Origin of the sequence: Brenneria izadpanahii (assembly GCF_017569925.1) — a bacterium.
Classification (GTDB): Bacteria; Pseudomonadota; Gammaproteobacteria; order Enterobacterales; family Enterobacteriaceae; genus Brenneria; species Brenneria izadpanahii.
On sequence record NZ_CP050854.1, the window covers coordinates 803,379 to 820,635 of the forward strand.

Here is a 17,257-nt window from a genome sequence, read left to right on the forward strand (position 1 = left end):
ACAGGCGTCCAATTAAGCATGAAAGCAGCCCGTATAGGAAGATTAAAACGCCAGGAAGACCAAGCCAGCTTTGTGAGCTGGCGTTTTGCGTTGCTCTGCGGCTGCATCCTGCTGGCCATGGTCGGGCTTATGGTTCGCGCTGCTTATCTTCAGGTGATCAATCCCGATAAGCTGGTTCGTGAAGGCGACATGCGTTCCCTGCGCGTGCAGGAAGTGCCGACGGCCCGCGGCATGATTAGCGATCGCGCGGGGCGTCCTCTGGCGGTCAGCGTGCCGGTAAACGCGGTCTGGGCCGACCCGAAAGAATTGAACGATCATGGCGGCATCACGCAGGACACGCGCTGGAAAGCGCTTTCCGACGCGCTCGAAATTCCGCTGGATCAAATGGCCGCCAAGATTAACGCCAATCCCAAAGGGCGTTTTGTCTATCTGGCGCGCCAGGTTAACCCGGCGATTGGCGAATATATTCATAAGCTGAAGCTGCCCGGCATTAACCTGCGTCAGGAGTCCCGTCGCTATTATCCTTCGGGCCAGGTGACTTCCCATTTGATCGGCTTTACCAATATTGACGGTCAGGGCATTGAAGGCGTCGAAAAAAGTTTCGATCGCTGGCTGACCGGGCAGCCGGGCGAACGAACCGTGCGTAAGGATCGGTTTGGCCGGGTGATCGAAGATATCTCCTCCGTTGACAGTCAGGCCGCGCATAATCTGGTGTTGAGCATAGACGAACGTTTGCAGGCGCTGGTGTACCGCGAACTGAACAACGCCGTGGCGTTTAACAAAGCGGAATCCGGTACGGCGGTATTGGTTGATGTGAACACCGGGGAAGTGTTGGCGATGGCGAACAGCCCGTCTTATAACCCCAACAACCTGTCCGGCACGCCTAAAGACATTATGCGCAACCGCGCCATTACCGATATTTTCGAACCCGGCTCTACGGTGAAGCCGATGGTGGTAATGACCGCGCTGCAACGCGGGGTGATAAAAGAGAACAGCGTTATCAATACGCTGCCGTATTACGTTAACGGCCACGAAATCAAAGACGTGGCGCGTTACAGCGAGTTGACCCTTACCGGGATCCTCCAGAAGTCGAGTAACGTCGGCGTTTCCAAGCTGGCGTTAGCGATGCCTTCCTCTGCGTTAGTCGATACATACTCTCGTATGGGGTTAGGGAAAGCGACCAATTTGGGGTTGGTCGGAGAAAGCAGTGGCTTATACCCGCAAAAACAACGGTGGTCTGACATAGAGAGGGCCACCTTCTCTTTCGGCTACGGGCTAATGGTAACACCGTTACAGTTAGCGCGAGTCTACGCCACCATCGGCAGCTTCGGGGTTTACCGCCCGTTGTCGATTACCAAAGTTGATCCGCCGGTCGCGGGCGAACGCGTGTTTCCTGAAGCGTTGGTGCGTACCGTGGTTCATATGATGGAAAGCGTCGCTCTGCCCGGTGGCGGTGGTACCAAGGCGGCCATTAAAGGCTACCGGATTGCAATAAAAACCGGGACGGCGAAAAAGGTCGGGCCGGATGGTAAGTACATCAATAAATACATTGCCTATACGGCGGGCGTCGCGCCAGCCAGTAACCCACGGTTTGCTCTGGTTGTTGTCATCAATGACCCTCAAGCCGGCAAATATTACGGCGGTGCGGTTTCGGCACCGATATTTGGCGCCATCATGGGGGGAGTTCTGCGCACGATGAACGTAGAACCGGACGCATTGCCCTCAGGTGACAAAAATGAGTTTGTAATTAATAGAAAAGAGGGTTCAGGTGGCAGATCGTAATTTGCGCGAGTTATTAGCGCCGTGGGTGCAGGGCGCCCCGGCCTGTGCGCTGCGGGAAATGACATTAGACAGCCGTAATGCGGCTGCCGGGGATCTGTTTGTCGCCGTCGTCGGCCACAAAACAGATGGACGGCGCTATATTCCGCAGGCAATTGCGCAAGGCGTGGCGGCGATTATCGCCGAAGCAGAAGATGAAGCCTCCGATGGTACGGTGCGCGAAACGCATGGAGTCCCGGTGGTTTATCTCAGCAATCTGAACCAGCGTCTTTCCGCGCTGGCGGGACGTTTCTATCAACAGCCAGCCGAAAAACTGCAGCTGATTGGCGTGACCGGCACCAATGGCAAGACGACGACGGCGCAGCTATTGGCGCAGTGGAGCCAGGCATTGGGCGAAACCAGCGCGGTAATGGGTACGGTCGGAAACGGTTTGCTGGGACGCATAGTCCCGGCGGAAAACACCACCGGCTCGGCAGTGGATGTACAGCACGTTTTGCGGCAACTGGTTGATCAGGGCGCGACGTTCGCCGCTATGGAGGTATCCTCGCATGGCTTGGCGCAGGGCCGCGTCGCCGCGCTGCCGTTTTCCGCCGCGGTGTTCACTAATCTGAGCCGCGATCATCTTGATTATCATGGCGATATGGAACATTACGAAGCGGCTAAATGGTCGCTGTTCGCCGATCACCGTGTAGGCCAGATGATTATCAATGCGGATGATGAAGTCGGCCGCCGCTGGCTGGATAAGTTGCCCGACGCCGTCGCCGTTACCATGGAAAATAATCTGATTCCCGGCTGTCGCGGGCGCTGGCTGAAGGCTACCGGCGTCGACTATCACGATAACGGTACGGTTATCCGTTTTGATTCCAGTTGGGGTCATGGCGAGATCGAAAGCCATCTGATGGGGGCATTTAACGTCAGCAATTTGTTATTGGCGCTGGCAACGCTGCTTTCGCTTGGTTATTCCTTGAGTCAACTGGTCGGCAGCGGTTCGCACCTGCAGCCCGTGTGCGGCAGGATGGAAGTTTTTCATGCCGCAGGCAGGCCGACGGTAGTGGTGGATTACGCCCACACCCCGGATGCGCTGGAGAAAGCGCTGGAAGCGGCTCGGTTGCACTGTGACGGACAATTGTGGTGCGTGTTCGGCTGCGGCGGCGATCGTGATAAAGGTAAGCGCCCGCTTATGGCGGGAATAGCGGAGCAACTGGCCGATCGCGTGGTGGTGACCGACGATAATCCGCGTACTGAAGAGCCGGCCGCCATTATCAACGATATCTTATCCGGCCTGCTGGATGCAGGACGCGTCCAGGTTATTCATGGCCGCGCCGAGGCCGTTACCAGCGCCGTCATGCAGGCGAAAGAGAATGATGTGGTGCTGGTTGCCGGCAAGGGCCATGAGGATTACCAACTGGTTGGCAATCGCCGTTTGGACTATTCGGACCGTATTACCGTCGCCCGTTTGCTGGGGGTGATCGCATGATTAGCGTTTCCCTGCAGCAGATAGCTTCCGTGCTGGACGCTAAATTGATTGGCGAAAGCGTCGAGATTGACGAGGTTTCAACCGATACGCGCAAGCTGAAAGCCGGGTGCTTGTTCGTCGCTTTAAAGGGCGAAAAATTTGATGCGCATGACTATGCCGAAGAGGCGTTAAAGAACGGCGCCGCTGCGTTTTTGGTCAGTAAGCGCTTACCTGTTAATGCGCCGCAGCTGTTAGTGAAAGATACCCGTTTGGCGCTGGGAAAACTGGGCGGCTGGGTAAGAGAACAGTCAAATGCCCGCGTAGTGGCGTTGACCGGCTCTTCCGGCAAGACGTCCGTCAAGGAAATGACCGCCGCGATCCTGCGTCAATGCGGCAATGTTCTTTATACCGCCGGCAACTTTAACAATGATATCGGCGTACCGTTAACGCTATTGCGTCTGACGCCTGAGCATCAGTTCGCCGTCATTGAATTAGGCGCTAATCATATCGGCGAAATTGCTTATACCGTCGATCTGGTGCGTCCGGAAAGCGCGCTAGTCAACAATCTTGCCGCCGCACACCTGGAAGGCTTCGGCTCTCTGGCCGGCGTGGCCCAGGCGAAAGGCGAGATCTTTGCCGGTCTGCCGGCTGATGGCGTGGCGATTATTAACGCGGACAGCAACGATTTTCCGCACTGGCAGACGATGCTGAACCATAAAACGCTATGGCGCTTTTCACCGCAGGCAGCCGGCGATGTCGATTTTTTTGCCTGCGACATAGAAGTGCTTGCCCAGGGGACGCGGTTCAATCTGCATACGCCGTTCGGGCAGGTTGACGTGATGCTGCCTTTGCCGGGGCGTCACAACGTGGCGAATGCGTTGGCGGCCGCCGCGCTATCCATGTCCGTTGGCGCGCCCCTGACGGCGGTTAAAGCCGGTCTGGCGCAGCTTAAGGCGGTGCCGGGACGGTTGTTCCCGATCGAGCTGGCGGAAGGGAAACTGCTGCTGGATGACAGCTACAACGCGAACGTCGGTTCCATGACGGCTGCGGCGCAAGTGCTTGCCGAAATGCCGGGATACCGCGTGATGGTCGTTGGCGATATGGGAGAACTGGGCGAAGAGGCGCCGGAGTGCCATCGTCAGGTGGGGGAAGCCGCGCGCGCGGCAGGCATCGACAAGGTATTAAGCGTAGGGACGTTAAGCGAATTGATTGGCCGAGCGAGCGGCAATGGCGAACATTTTCAGGATAAAGCCGCACTGGTTTCACGACTTGGCGCGTTGGTATCTGAACACAAAATAATAAGCATCTTGGTTAAAGGTTCACGGAGCACTGCGATGGAGCAGGTAGTACGCGCATTACAGGAGAATGCAACATGTTAGTGTGGCTGGCCGAGCATCTGGTCAAGTTTTATTCCGGCTTTAACGTCTTTTCTTATTTGACGTTCCGGGCCATCGTCAGCCTGCTGACCGCATTGGTGATTTCTTTATGGATGGGGCCGCATTTGATCGCCTGGCTGCAGCGGTTGCAGATAGGGCAGGTGGTGCGTAATGACGGGCCAGAGTCGCATTTCAGCAAGCGGGGAACGCCGACGATGGGCGGTGTGATGATTCTGGCCTCCATCACGGTTTCGGTGCTGATGTGGGTGAATCTCGCTAACCCGTATGTCTGGTGCGTACTGGTTGTATTGCTGGGTTATGGCGTGGTCGGATTTGTTGACGACTATCGCAAAGTGGTGCGCAAAGATACCAAGGGGCTGATTGCGCGCTGGAAATATTTCTGGCAGTCGCTGATTGCGCTGGTGGTGGCGTTTGTCATGTATTCGATCGGCAAGGACACGCCGGCAACCCTGCTGGTTGTGCCGTTCTTTAAAGACGTTATGCCGCAGTTGGGGTTGCTCTATATCGTGTTGGCCTACTTTGTGATTGTCGGGACCAGCAATGCGGTGAACCTGACCGATGGTCTGGACGGTCTGGCTATCATGCCGACGGTGTTTGTCGCCGCGGGATTTGCCTTGGTCGCCTGGGCGACGGGGAATATGAATTTCGCCGGTTATCTGCATATTCCTTATATCCGGCATGCCAGCGAGTTGGTGGTTGTGTGTACGGCGATTGTGGGCGCAGGACTCGGATTCCTGTGGTTCAACACCTACCCGGCACAGGTTTTCATGGGCGACGTGGGTTCGCTGGCGTTGGGCGGCGCGTTGGGCACGATCGCGGTGTTGCTGCGTCAGGAATTTTTGCTGGTGATTATGGGCGGCGTGTTCGTGGTGGAAACGCTGTCGGTCATTTTGCAGGTGGGATCCTTTAAGTTGCGCGGCCAGCGTATTTTCCGCATGGCCCCGATTCACCATCATTATGAACTTAAAGGGTGGCCGGAACCGCGCGTGATTGTACGTTTCTGGATTATTTCGCTGATGCTGGTGCTGATTGGCCTGGCAACGCTGAAGGTACGGTAAGATATGGTGGACTATCAGGGTAAAAAAGTCGTCATTATCGGGCTGGGGCTAACCGGTCTCTCCTGTGTTGATTTCTTTCTTGCGCGCGGCGTGACGCCTCGCGTGGTGGATACCCGTGTCAGTCCGCCCGGATTGGATAAGTTGCCGGAAAGCGTGGAGCGCCATCTCGGCGATCTCAACGAAAATTGGCTGATGGACGCCGATTTGATCGTGGCCAGTCCGGGCATCGCCTTGTCTACTCCCATACTGTGCGATGCCGCGGACGCCGGAATCGAGATCGTCGGAGATATCGAGCTGTTTTGTCGTGAAGCCCAGGCGCCTATCGTGGCGATTACCGGCTCCAACGGTAAGAGCACGGTGACGACGCTGGTCGGAGATATGGCGCGAGCCGCCGGCTGGCAGGTCGGCGTGGGGGGGAATATCGGTCTGCCCGCGCTGCAATTGCTTCAGCATGAATGTCAGCTCTATGTGCTGGAACTGTCGAGCTTTCAACTGGAAACGACCAGCAGTTTACAGGCTGCGGCGGCGACCATTCTGAACGTGACCGAAGATCATACCAACCGTTATCCGCTTGGTTTGCAACAGTATCGCGCCGCTAAGTTACGTATTTATGAAAACGCTAAAGTGTGCGTGGTTAATGCGGACGATGCGCTGACGATGCCAATTCGCGGCGCGGATGAACGCTGCGTTAGTTTCGGTGTCGACGTCGGCGATTACCACCTGAACCGTCAGCAGGGGGAAACCTGGCTGCGAATTAAGGGCGAGCGGGTATTGAACACCCGGGAAATTAAGCTGGTGGGGCAGCATAACTACACCAATGCGCTGGCCGCTCTGGCTTTATCCGACGCTGTCGGCATTCCCCGTTCGTCGGCGTTAACCGCACTGACCGCCTTTACCGGACTGAAGCATCGTTTCCAACTGGTTTGGGAAAACAATGGCGTGCGCTGGATCAATGACTCCAAAGCCACCAACGTCGGCAGTACCGAAGCGGCATTAAACGGCTTGCAGGTCGAGGGCACCTTGCACCTGTTATTGGGGGGAGACGGCAAGTCCGCCGATTTCTCGCCTCTGCTGCGTTATTTTCAGGGCGACAACATCCGGCTTTATTGCTTCGGCCGCGATGGCCGGCAACTGGCGGCGCTACGGCCTGAAATCGCAGAAGAAACGGAAACAATGGAGCAATCCATACGGCTGATAACGGAGCGCGTAGCGCCCGGCGACATGGTTTTATTGTCGCCCGCCTGCGCCAGCCTCGATCAGTTCCGCAGTTTTGAACAACGGGGCGATGAGTTTGCCCGCTTGGCGGAGGAACTGGGCTGATGCGGTTCTTTGGGCTGGCATTTATCGAACGTCTAAAACACTGGGTTATGGGATCGCGGGAAAGCGATTCGCTGAGCCTTGTGCTGTACGACCGTACCCTGGTGTGGCTGACGTTCGGGCTTGCCGTCATCGGCTTTGTGATGGTGACGTCGGCTTCGATGCCGATTGGACAACGTCTGGCGGACGATCCTTTCCTGTTCGCCAAACGAGATGCGCTCTATCTGGGGCTGGCCTTTGCATTATCTCTGGTGACGCTGCGCATTCCCATGGAGATTTGGCAACGTTATAGCCCGATACTGCTGCTGGCGGCGATGCTGCTGCTGCTGGTCGTGCTGGCGATCGGCAGCTCGGTCAACGGGGCGTCGCGCTGGATAGCGCTGGGGCCGCTGCGTATTCAGCCCGCGGAGTTATCCAAACTGGCGCTGTTTTGTTACCTCTCCAGCTATATGGTGCGCAAAGTCGAAGAAGTGCGTAACAATTTCTGGGGATTCTGTAAGCCGATGGGCGTGATGGTGGTGCTGGCCGTGCTGCTGCTGGCCCAGCCGGATCTGGGAACGGTGGTGGTGCTGTTTATTACGACGTTGGCGATGCTGTTTTTAGCCGGCGCGAAACTGTGGCAGTTCCTGGCCATTATCGGCTGTGGTGTTTTCGCCGTCTGCCTGCTGATTATCGCCGAACCTTACCGTATGAGGCGTGTGACTTCCTTCTGGAATCCGTGGGAAGATCCGTTCGGCAGCGGCTATCAGTTGACGCAGTCGCTGATGGCGTTCGGCCGCGGCGAGCTATGGGGGCAAGGGCTGGGCAATTCGGTGCAGAAGCTGGAATATCTGCCGGAAGCGCATACCGACTTTATTTTCTCCATTTTAGGCGAAGAACTCGGCTATATCGGTGTGGTTTTGGCGCTGTTAATGATATTCTTCGTCGCTTTTCGTGCGATGTCTATCGGGCGGCGGGCGCTGGAGATTAATCAGCGTTTTTCAGGTTTTTTGGCCTGTTCTATCGGCATCTGGTTCAGTTTTCAGACGTTGGTAAACGTCGGCGCGGCGGCGGGCATGCTGCCGACCAAAGGGCTGACGTTGCCGCTGATCAGTTACGGCGGTTCGAGTCTGCTTATTATGTCGACGGCCATCGTTTTATTGTTACGTATTGATTTTGAAACGCGTCTGACAAAAGCGCAGGCGTTTACGAGGAGTGCCAGATGAGTGGCGAAGGAAAGCGTTTGATGGTGATGGCCGGCGGCACGGGGGGGCATGTTTTCCCCGGACTCGCCGTTGCGCACCATCTGATGGCTCAAGGCTGGCAGGTGCGCTGGTTGGGCACCGCGGATCGTATGGAAGCGGATTTAGTGCCCAAACATGGCATTGAAATTGATTTCATCCGTATCTCCGGGCTGCGAGGTAAAGGGTTGAAGGCGCAGTTAAGCGCGCCGCTACGCATTTTCCAGGCCGTTCGTCAGGCGCGGGCCATCATGCGGCGCTATCGGCCTGACGTCGTGCTGGGGATGGGCGGTTATGTTTCCGGTCCCGGCGGTTTAGCCGCCTGGTTGTGCGGCGTGCCGGTGGTGCTGCATGAACAAAATGGCATCGCCGGGCTGACCAACCGTTGGCTGTCGCATATCGCCAAAAAAGTGTTGCAGGCCTTTCCGGGGGCGTTTCCGAAAGCGGAAGTGGTCGGCAACCCGGTAAGAACGGATGTGCTGGCTTTACCCGCGCCGGAAACGCGTCTGGCCGGACGTAGCGGACCGGTGCGAGTTCTAGTGATCGGCGGAAGTCAAGGGGCGAGAATCCTTAATCAGACGCTGCCGGGCGTCGCCGCGAAGTTGGGCGACAGCGTTACGATTTGGCATCAGGTGGGGAAAGGCGCGCAGGATGAGGTTCAGCAGGCTTATCGGCAGCTTGGGCTGACGCAGCATAAGATCGCTGAATTTATTGATGACATGGCGGAAGCCTATGCCTGGGCAGACGTGGTGGTTTGTCGCTCCGGCGCGCTGACCGTCAGTGAAATCGCCGCGGCCGGATTGCCGGCGCTGTTTGTCCCTTTCCAGCATAAGGATCGCCAGCAATATTGGAATGCTCTGTCGCTGGAAAGAGCGGGAGCGGCGAAGATTATCGAACAACCACAGTTCAATGTCGCATCTGTGAGTGAGGTTCTGGCTGGCTGGGATCGCGCCACGTTGATGGCGATGGCGGAAAAGGCCCGCTCGGTGGCGATTCCCGATGCGACGGAGCGCGTGGCGGAGGTGGTGATCGCCGTAGCAGGCGGGCGAACCGGCCACGTGGTTCATAGCTGATTAATTAATACAGTACGCCGGACGGCTCGGCCGTTCGGGGATTAAACAAGGTAGCGATAGAAAAAAGTGAATACTCAACAACTGGCGAAACTGCGTTCAATCGTGCCCGAGATGCACCGCGTCCGGCACATCCACTTTGTCGGCATCGGTGGCGCCGGCATGGGCGGTATCGCCGAAGTGTTGGCTAATGAAGGTTATGAGATAAGCGGATCCGATCTGGCGCCGAACGCCGTGACTCAACAGTTGAGCGAGTTGGGGGCGCAGATCTATTTTCACCACCGGGCTGAAAATGTGCTCAATGCCAGTGTCGTCGTGGTTTCCAGCGCAATTTCCGCCGATAACCCGGAGATAGTGGCGGCTCATGAGGCGCGTATTCCGGTGATTCGTCGGGCGGAGATGCTGGCGGAGTTGATGCGTTTTCGCCATGGCATCGCGGTGGCGGGAACGCATGGCAAAACCACGACGACGGCCATGGTCGCTAGTATTTATGCCGAGGCCGGGTTGGATCCGACGTTTGTGAACGGCGGTCTGGTTAAGGCGGCGGGCACGCATGCGCGTCTGGGCTCCAGTCGTTATCTGATTGCGGAAGCGGACGAAAGCGACGCGTCTTTCCTGCATTTGCAGCCGGTGGTGGCGATAGTAACCAATATCGAAGCCGACCATATGGATACGTATCAGGGTGATTTTGAAAACCTGAAACAGACGTTCGTTAACTTTTTGCACAATTTGCCGTTTTACGGGCGGGCCGTGATGTGCGTGGACGATGATGTCATCCGTGAGCTGTTGCCCCGGGTCGGACGTCATATCACCACCTACGGGTTCAGCGATGATGCCGACGTGCGCATCGCCAGCTACCGGCAGACCGGCGCGCAAGGACACTTCACGCTGGCGCGCCTGGACAAACCGCTGCTGAATGTGACGCTGAACGCTCCTGGTCGCCATAATGCGTTGAATGCGGCCGCCGCTGTCGCCGTAGCGATGAATGAAGGCATTGATGATGAGTCGATTCTGCGGGCGCTGGAACGGTTTGAAGGTACCGGCAGGCGGTTTGATTTCCTGGGCGAATACCCGCTGGAGCTGGTTAACGGGCAAAGCGGCAGCGCCATGCTGGTGGATGATTACGGCCACCATCCGACCGAAGTCGACGCCACAATCAAGGCGGCGCGCGCAGGATGGCCGGACAAACGTCTGGTGATGATTTTTCAGCCGCACCGTTATACGCGTACTCGCGACTTATATGATGACTTCGCTCATGTTCTGTCGCAGGTGGATGTTTTGTTTATGCTGGATGTTTATCCGGCAGGCGAATCGCCGATTCCCGGCGCGGATAGCCGCTCGTTGTGCCGCACCATCCGCGGACGCGGTAAGATTGATCCGATTTTGGTCACCGATGTGGATACCTTACCGGAACTATTGTCACAGGCGCTACGCGACGGAGATTTGGTCTTGGTTCAAGGCGCCGGCAATATCGGCAAATTGGCGCGGAAACTGGCTGATTCCAGGCTACAGCCACAGATAAGTGAATGAGGAACATCATGACTGAGAAAGTTGCCGTATTGCTTGGTGGAACCTCTGCCGAACGTGAAGTGTCGCTGCTTTCGGGTCAGGCGGTGCTGGAAGGTTTGAAAGAAGCGGGGATCAATGCTCACGCTGTCGATACGCGCGAGTTTCCGGTAACGCATCTGAAGGACGAAGGATTCACTAAGGTTTTCATCGCGCTGCATGGGCGTGGCGGTGAAGACGGCACCCTGCAAGGTTTGCTGGAGTTTTTACAACTACCCTATACCGGCAGCGGCGTGATGGCGTCTGCGCTGACGATGGACAAACTGCGCACCAAACTGGTGTGGCGGGCATTAGGGTTGCCGGTATCGCCTTATGTCGCCCTGAGCCAGCAAGAGTTTGCCGCCGCCGGTCAAGATGAGCTGTCGGTGAAATTCGCCCATTTAGGCATGCCGCTGATTGTAAAGCCAAGCCGCGAAGGGTCCAGCGTCGGTATGAGCAAGGTGAGCCAGGACGGCGAATTACGGGCGGCGTTGGAAGAAGCGTTCCGCCATGATGACGAAGTCCTGGTCGAAAAATGGCTCAGCGGCCCGGAGTATACGGTCGGTATTCTTGGCGATGAAGTTCTGCCTTCTATTCGTATTCAGGCCGCGGGCACATTTTACGATTATGAAGCGAAATATTTGTCGGATGATACGCAGTACTTTTGCCCAAGCGGTTTGTCGTCCGAAAAAGAGCAGGAACTGGCGGAGCTATCGATGGCGGCCTATCGCGCGCTGGATTGCAGCGGCTGGGGCCGGGTGGATCTGATGATGGACAGCGACGGTTCCGTCTATCTGCTGGAGGTGAATACTTCGCCGGGAATGACAAGCCATAGTCTGGTGCCGATGGCGGCGCGGCAACACGGTCTGACCTTCTCGCAACTGGTTGCCAGGATTTTGGAGCTGGCCGACTGATATGTCGCAGGCAGCGCTGAATACACGCGGACGGGATCCCGAATTGAGGGGCGCGCGTCGCAGTAACGGAGGCCAATTGGCGGGATTGATTTTCCTGCTGATGGTAGTAGGAACGATCGTCTGGGGCGGTTGGATGGTAGTGGGATGGATGAAAGACGCTAGTCGTCTGCCTCTGTCCAAAATGGTGGTGACGGGAGAAAGGCAATACACCACTAATGACGATATTCGTCAGACGATTTTAGCGCTGGGTTCGCCGGGAACGTTTATGACACAGGATGTGAACGTGATCCAACAGCAGATTGAACGTTTGCCGTGGATCAAACAGGCCAGTGTTCGTAAACAGTGGCCGGATGAATTGAAGATTCATCTGGTTGAATATGTTCCGGTTGCGCGTTGGAATGACCTACTGATGGTTGATGCCGAAGGGAATTCTTTCAGCGTGCCGGCCGAGCGCATCGGCAACCGTAAAATGCCGTTATTATACGGCCCGGAAGGCAGTGAAGTAGAAGTTCTGGAAGGCTATCGGACCATGAGCCAGGCGCTGGCCGCAGGGAAGTTTACCCTGAAAATGGTGGCGATGAGCGCCCGGCACTCATGGCAACTGGGGTTGAGTGATGATACTCGTCTTGAATTGGGACGGGACGATCGGGCCCGGCGCCTGGAGCGCTTTATTGAGCTCTATCCGCTGTTGCAACGCCAGGCGCAGAGCGATAGCAAACGTATCAGCTATGTCGATCTGCGTTATGACTCTGGCGCGGCGGTAGGGTGGGGACCGGCATTTATTGATCAGCAGCAAGACATTGATCAGCAACAGAACAGTAATCAGAATCAGGCACAGGCTAAACAACAATGATCAAGTCGACGGACAGAAAACTGGTAGTTGGGCTGGAAATCGGTACGGCAAAGGTGGCTGCGCTGGTAGGGGAGGTTCTGCCCGATGGCATGGTCAATATTATCGGTGTAGGCAGTTGCCCGTCACGCGGTATGGATAAAGGCGGCGTTAACGATCTTGAATCGGTCGTCAAGTGCGTTCAGCGTGCGATTGACCAGGCTGAACTGATGGCGGATTGCCAGATATCTTCGGTATATCTGGCGCTTTCAGGCAAACATATCAGCTGTCAGAATGAGATAGGAATGGTGCCTATTTCGGAAGAGGAAGTCACGCAGGAGGATGTCGAAAGCGTGGTGCATACCGCCAAGTCGGTACGCGTGCGCGACGAACACCGCGTTCTCCATGTGATTCCGCAGGAATATGCGATTGATTACCAGGAAGGGATCAAAAATCCGGTGGGGTTATCCGGCGTGCGTATGCAGGCGAAGGTCCACCTGATTACCTGCCATAACGATATGGCGAAGAATATCGTTAAGGCCGTAGAACGTTGCGGCCTTAAAGTGGATCAACTGATTTTCGCCGGTCTGGCATCCAGCTATGCCGTACTGACGGAAGATGAGCGCGAACTGGGCGTGTGCGTCGTGGATATCGGCGGCGGAACGATGGACATCGCTGTTTATACCGGCGGCGCCTTGCGGCATACCAAGGTTATCCCTTATGCGGGTAACGTGGTAACCAGCGATATCGCCTACGCTTTTGGTACGCCGCCGACGGACGCCGAAGCGATAAAAGTCCGCCACGGATGCGCATTGGGTTCGATTGTCAGTAAAGATGAGAATGTTGAAGTCCCCAGCGTAGGGGGACGGCCGCCGCGTAGTTTGCAACGGCAGACGCTGGCGGAAGTGATTGAACCGCGTTACACCGAACTGTTGAATTTGGTGAACGATGAACTTTTACAGTTGCAGGAGCAGTTACGTCAACAAGGCGTCAAGCACCATCTGGCGGCAGGCATCGTACTTACCGGTGGCGCCGCGCAAATAGACGGCCTGGCGGCCTGCGCGCAGCGTGTGTTTCACACCCAGGTGCGTATCGGGCAGCCATTAAATATTACAGGTCTGACAGATTATGCGCAGGAACCCTACTACTCCACGGCGGTCGGGTTGCTGCATTACGGCAAGGAGTCTCACCTGGGCGGTGAGCATGAAGTCGAAAAACGCGCTTCAGTAAGCAACTGGTTCAAAAGAATCAATAGCTGGCTGAGGAAAGAATTTTAATTTTATCAAAGAGATCATTTAGCACAGTTTATGATCTCGAAGTTACAGGCACAAAGCGGAGAGAAACTATGTTTGAACCAATGGAATTAACCAACGACGCGGTGATAAAAGTCATCGGCGTCGGTGGCGGTGGTGGCAACGCTGTCGAACACATGGTGCGTGAACGCATCGAAGGCGTCGAATTCTTTGCTGTGAATACGGATGCTCAGGCATTGCGTAAGACAGCAGTGGGCCAAACGATTCAGATCGGAAGCGGCATCACCAAAGGTTTAGGTGCCGGTGCGAACCCTGAAGTCGGCCGGAACTCGGCGGAGGAAGACCGTGAAGCGCTGCGCACCGCGCTTGAAGGCGCCGACATGGTGTTTATCGCCGCAGGCATGGGCGGCGGCACCGGTACGGGCGCCGCGCCGGTTGTTGCTGAAGTCGCGAAAGACCTGGGGATCCTGACGGTCGCCGTCGTAACCAAGCCTTTCAACTTCGAAGGTAAGAAGCGTATGGCTTTCGCGGAACAGGGGATTGCCGAGTTGTCTAAGCATGTCGACTCCCTTATCACCATTCCGAACGATAAGCTGTTGAAAGTTCTCGGCCGCGGCATCTCCTTGCTGGATGCGTTCGGCGCGGCGAACGACGTCTTAAAAGGCGCGGTTCAGGGTATCGCCGAGCTGATTACGCGTCCTGGTTTGATGAACGTTGACTTTGCCGACGTGCGCACCGTGATGTCGGAAATGGGTTATGCCATGATGGGATCGGGCGTGGCGCGTGGCGAAGACCGTGCGGAAGAAGCCGCTGAAATGGCAATTTCCAGTCCGTTGCTGGAAGATATCGACCTGTCTGGCGCGCGTGGCGTGTTGGTTAACATCACGGCTGGCTTCGATCTGCGCTTGGATGAGTTCGAAACGGTAGGTAACACCATCCGTGCATTCGCTTCTGACAACGCTACCGTGGTTATCGGTACGTCGCTTGATCCGGAAATGAACGACGAACTGCGCGTTACCGTGGTCGCTACCGGCATCGGCATGGACAAACGTCCGGAAATTACCCTGGTGACGAACAAGCAGTCTCAGCCGGTTATGGATCATCGCTATCAGCAGCACGGCATGACGCCGCTGACGCAGGAAAAACCTGCGGCCAAGGTGGTTAACGATCAGAACCCGCAGACCAATAAAGAGCCAGATTACCTGGATATCCCGGCGTTTCTGCGTAAGCAGGCGGATTAATACCGCCGTATAACGTTGGAATCTCCGCTCTTTGTGCTAAACTGTACCACCGAGCCTAGTGTATGCTAGGTCGGTAGGTTCAGTAACATGCGAGATAAAATGATGATCAAACAACGTACATTAAAACGTATTGTTCAGGCGACAGGGGTCGGTTTGCATACCGGCAAGAAAGTTACCCTGACCATGCGTCCTGCACCGGCAAATACCGGGGTCATCTATCGTCGCACTGACTTGAATCCACCGGTTGATTTTCCGGCTGATGCCAAATCCGTGCGTGATACCATGCTCTGTACTTGCCTGGTTAATGAGCATGACGTGCGTATTTCTACGGTGGAGCACCTTAACGCTGCGCTTGCAGGGTTAGGCATTGACAATATTGTCATTGAAGTTGACGCACCGGAAATTCCGATTATGGACGGCAGCGCCAGTCCCTTTGTCTACCTGCTGATGGATGCGGGTATCGAAGAGCTGAACAGCGCCAAGAAATTCGTGCGAATCAAACAGCCTGTACGGGTTGAGGATGGCGATAAATGGGCTGAGTTGACTCCGTTTAACGGTTTCAGCCTGGACTTCACCATCGATTTCAACCACCCGGCTATTGATGCAGGCTCTCAGCGTTATCGCCTGGACTTTTCTGCCGATGCTTTCGTGCGCCAGATAAGTCGTGCGCGTACCTTCGGTTTTATGCGTGATATCGAATATCTGCAGTCTCGCGGGTTGTGCCTGGGCGGCAGTATCGATTGTGCGATAGTGGTAGATGATTATCGCGTGCTGAACGAAGACGGGTTACGTTTCGAAGATGAGTTCGTGCGCCATAAAATGCTGGATGCCATCGGCGACCTGTTTATGTGCGGCCATAACATCATCGGCGCCTTTACTGCGTTTAAGTCAGGACATGCCTTGAATAACAAACTGTTGCAGGCAGTGCTGGCCAAGCAGGAAGCGTGGGAATACGTCACGTTTGAAGACGATGCGGAAATGCCGTTGGCATTTAAAGCGCCGTCGACCGTATTGGCTTAACGCTTAAGATCGTTACTTCTTAGTGCGACTGGTTTTACTGGTACTCTCTCCGGCCAGTGAGGCCAGTCGTTCTAGTATTTTGCGTAATTTCTCCGGGCTGTGGCTCGCTAATCCCCTCAAGGTTTCCGCACTTTGTTCGCTTAACTGACGTAATGGCTTTTGATCTGCCTGTTCAGGGGCGGTGATCTCACGGTTTTTCACTATTTCATGTCCTTTTGCGGCGAGCGCTGGATTAATCCTGATGTCGATTGAGGCCAATGATGGTAATATTTGGGCGCGTAATGCCGAGAGTAATGCTGGTTGTTCATAACGTAACCGCATCAACCAGTTAGCGTTGGCGGTTTCCAGCACCAGCAGCCCTTGCCGATAGTTGGCGACGCGGCACCAGGGATGCAACTGTGCGGGAAGTATTCCGCGTACAGCCCGGTTAAGTTTTAATAACGCGATAGCGCGCTGCTGCACATCACGCAGCGGTCCAGCACCCGCACCTGATGCGCTATCAAACAGAGATTCCAGTGATTGTGGGCGGCTATCACGCATAAATCAGGCTCCGACGGACGTTAAACTAGTGATCGGTATTCTAAATCGTTGGCGACAATTTGGCAGACGTTATTTCTGGCCGCATCTCTTATTGGGGATGGTCGCGGCGAGTCTTGGCTTGCCGAGCAGTCTGAATGCGTCGCAGAAGATTGTTCCGTTATCTGATTCTGCTTCCAGCGTCAGCCGTCAGAATAGTGCATCACTCAGCCTTACTGATTTGGTGGCGTTGAAAGAAGCGCATCGCCGATCTTCTTTTGGCGTGGATTACTGGCACCAGCATGCCATTCGTACGGTAATACGTCATCTTTCTTTTGCACTGACCGCGCCGCAACAGATAAACGCACAGCAGGATGATGACTTACCTTCGCATTCTCTGGTGTTATTGGATACGCTGAATGCGTTGTTAACGCGCGAAGAAAAACCACCAACCATTATTCGCCGTACAGGGCGATTATCCTCTTTTCCAGCAACACACCATCAGATAGGGATCTGGCTGGCCCAGGTTCGCGGCATTCGCGCCGGCCCATATTTCCATCGTTGAAAAATATTGATTCCTAATTAATAGCTGCAGGATTTTCCCCAGTTTTTTGATGTTGTGCAGCCACTGGATGAGTGGCG

General features: G+C 55.6%; 15 protein-coding genes. 14 read left to right on the forward strand and 1 reads right to left on the reverse strand.

What is annotated here, in order from left to right:
* Window positions 1-18: 18 nt before the first annotated feature.
* The 13 genes from HC231_RS03585 to lpxC all read left to right on the forward strand — a co-directional run bounded on the left by HC231_RS03585 (window position 19) and on the right by lpxC (window position 16,099).
* Window positions 19-1,782 carry a peptidoglycan glycosyltransferase FtsI gene (locus HC231_RS03585; protein WP_208229761.1) on the forward strand — a complete coding sequence of 588 codons (1,764 nt, stop codon included), beginning with the start codon at window positions 19-21 and terminating at the stop codon, window positions 1,780-1,782.
* A complete protein-coding gene (murE, locus tag HC231_RS03590; RefSeq protein ID WP_208229762.1) occupies window positions 1,769-3,256 on the forward strand; it encodes a UDP-N-acetylmuramoyl-L-alanyl-D-glutamate--2,6-diaminopimelate ligase in 1,488 nt (495 codons plus the stop codon). Before HC231_RS03585 ends, murE begins: the two co-directional genes overlap by 14 nt.
* Window positions 3,253-4,614, forward strand: coding sequence for a UDP-N-acetylmuramoyl-tripeptide--D-alanyl-D-alanine ligase (gene murF / locus HC231_RS03595; RefSeq protein ID WP_208229763.1), 1,362 nt, complete (start codon window positions 3,253-3,255; stop codon window positions 4,612-4,614). The genes murE and murF overlap by 4 nt, the downstream gene beginning before the upstream one ends.
* Window positions 4,608-5,690 (forward strand): phospho-N-acetylmuramoyl-pentapeptide-transferase, encoded by a 1,083-nt coding sequence (gene mraY, locus HC231_RS03600; protein ID WP_208229764.1) that lies wholly within the window; start codon window positions 4,608-4,610, stop codon window positions 5,688-5,690. The genes murF and mraY overlap by 7 nt, the downstream gene beginning before the upstream one ends.
* 3 nt (window positions 5,691-5,693) lie before the next feature.
* A complete protein-coding gene (gene murD, locus HC231_RS03605) occupies window positions 5,694-7,010 on the forward strand; it encodes a UDP-N-acetylmuramoyl-L-alanine--D-glutamate ligase (protein ID WP_208229765.1) in 1,317 nt (438 codons plus the stop codon).
* Window positions 7,010-8,212, forward strand: a complete 1,203-nt coding sequence (gene ftsW / locus HC231_RS03610; RefSeq protein WP_208229766.1) for a cell division protein FtsW — start codon at window positions 7,010-7,012, stop codon at window positions 8,210-8,212. Before murD ends, ftsW begins: the two co-directional genes overlap by 1 nt.
* Window positions 8,209-9,300, forward strand: a complete 1,092-nt coding sequence (gene murG, locus HC231_RS03615) for an undecaprenyldiphospho-muramoylpentapeptide beta-N-acetylglucosaminyltransferase (RefSeq protein WP_208229767.1) — start codon at window positions 8,209-8,211, stop codon at window positions 9,298-9,300. The genes ftsW and murG overlap by 4 nt, the downstream gene beginning before the upstream one ends.
* Window positions 9,301-9,366: 66 nt before the next feature.
* Window positions 9,367-10,827 carry a UDP-N-acetylmuramate--L-alanine ligase gene (gene murC, locus HC231_RS03620; RefSeq protein ID WP_208229768.1) on the forward strand — a complete coding sequence of 487 codons (1,461 nt, stop codon included), beginning with the start codon at window positions 9,367-9,369 and terminating at the stop codon, window positions 10,825-10,827.
* A gap of 8 nt (window positions 10,828-10,835) precedes the next feature.
* Window positions 10,836-11,756, forward strand: a complete 921-nt coding sequence (locus tag HC231_RS03625) for a D-alanine--D-alanine ligase (RefSeq protein WP_208229769.1) — start codon at window positions 10,836-10,838, stop codon at window positions 11,754-11,756.
* 1 nt (window position 11,757) lies between these two features.
* A complete protein-coding gene (gene ftsQ, locus HC231_RS03630; protein ID WP_208229770.1) occupies window positions 11,758-12,609 on the forward strand; it encodes a cell division protein FtsQ in 852 nt (283 codons plus the stop codon).
* Window positions 12,606-13,862, forward strand: a complete 1,257-nt coding sequence (ftsA, locus tag HC231_RS03635; RefSeq protein WP_113864971.1) for a cell division protein FtsA — start codon at window positions 12,606-12,608, stop codon at window positions 13,860-13,862. The genes ftsQ and ftsA overlap by 4 nt, the downstream gene beginning before the upstream one ends.
* Before the next feature lie 68 nt (window positions 13,863-13,930).
* On the forward strand, window positions 13,931-15,079 hold the full coding sequence (gene ftsZ, locus HC231_RS03640; protein ID WP_208229771.1) for a cell division protein FtsZ: 1,149 nt from the start codon (window positions 13,931-13,933) through the stop codon (window positions 15,077-15,079).
* 102 nt (window positions 15,080-15,181) lie between these two features.
* Window positions 15,182-16,099 (forward strand): UDP-3-O-acyl-N-acetylglucosamine deacetylase, encoded by a 918-nt coding sequence (gene lpxC, locus HC231_RS03645; protein ID WP_208231208.1) that lies wholly within the window; start codon window positions 15,182-15,184, stop codon window positions 16,097-16,099.
* 12 nt (window positions 16,100-16,111) lie between these two features.
* Here lpxC and HC231_RS03650 read toward each other — a convergent pair whose 3' ends face one another.
* Complete coding sequence (locus HC231_RS03650) at window positions 16,112-16,639, reverse strand: DUF721 domain-containing protein (RefSeq protein ID WP_208229772.1); 528 nt, start codon at window positions 16,637-16,639, stop codon at window positions 16,112-16,114.
* Window positions 16,640-16,667: 28 nt separating this feature from the next.
* Between HC231_RS03650 and secM the strand changes: the two genes are divergently transcribed.
* Entirely contained in the window at window positions 16,668-17,180 is a 513-nt protein-coding gene (secM, locus tag HC231_RS03655) for a secA translation cis-regulator SecM (RefSeq protein WP_208229773.1), read from the forward strand.
* Window positions 17,181-17,257: the final 77 nt, after the last annotated feature.

Bases quoted from the DNA above. Each gene is read 5' to 3' on its own strand.
- HC231_RS03650 (WP_208229772.1), bottom strand. From the start codon at position 16,639: ATGCGTGATAGCCGCCCACAATCACTGGAATCTCTGTTTGATAGCGCA.
- mraY (WP_208229764.1), top strand. From the start codon at position 4,608: ATGTTAGTGTGGCTGGCCGAGCATCTGGTCAAGTTTTATTCCGGCTTT.
- murF (WP_208229763.1), top strand. From the start codon at position 3,253: ATGATTAGCGTTTCCCTGCAGCAGATAGCTTCCGTGCTGGACGCTAAA.
- HC231_RS03625 (WP_208229769.1), top strand. From the start codon at position 10,836: ATGACTGAGAAAGTTGCCGTATTGCTTGGTGGAACCTCTGCCGAACGT.
- ftsQ (WP_208229770.1), top strand. From the start codon at position 11,758: ATGTCGCAGGCAGCGCTGAATACACGCGGACGGGATCCCGAATTGAGG.
- HC231_RS03585 (WP_208229761.1), top strand. From the start codon at position 19: ATGAAAGCAGCCCGTATAGGAAGATTAAAACGCCAGGAAGACCAAGCC.
- murD (WP_208229765.1), top strand. From the start codon at position 5,694: ATGGTGGACTATCAGGGTAAAAAAGTCGTCATTATCGGGCTGGGGCTA.
- murG (WP_208229767.1), top strand. From the start codon at position 8,209: ATGAGTGGCGAAGGAAAGCGTTTGATGGTGATGGCCGGCGGCACGGGG.
- ftsW (WP_208229766.1), top strand. From the start codon at position 7,010: ATGCGGTTCTTTGGGCTGGCATTTATCGAACGTCTAAAACACTGGGTT.
- lpxC (WP_208231208.1), top strand. From the start codon at position 15,182: ATGATCAAACAACGTACATTAAAACGTATTGTTCAGGCGACAGGGGTC.
- ftsA (WP_113864971.1), top strand. From the start codon at position 12,606: ATGATCAAGTCGACGGACAGAAAACTGGTAGTTGGGCTGGAAATCGGT.
- ftsZ (WP_208229771.1), top strand. From the start codon at position 13,931: ATGTTTGAACCAATGGAATTAACCAACGACGCGGTGATAAAAGTCATC.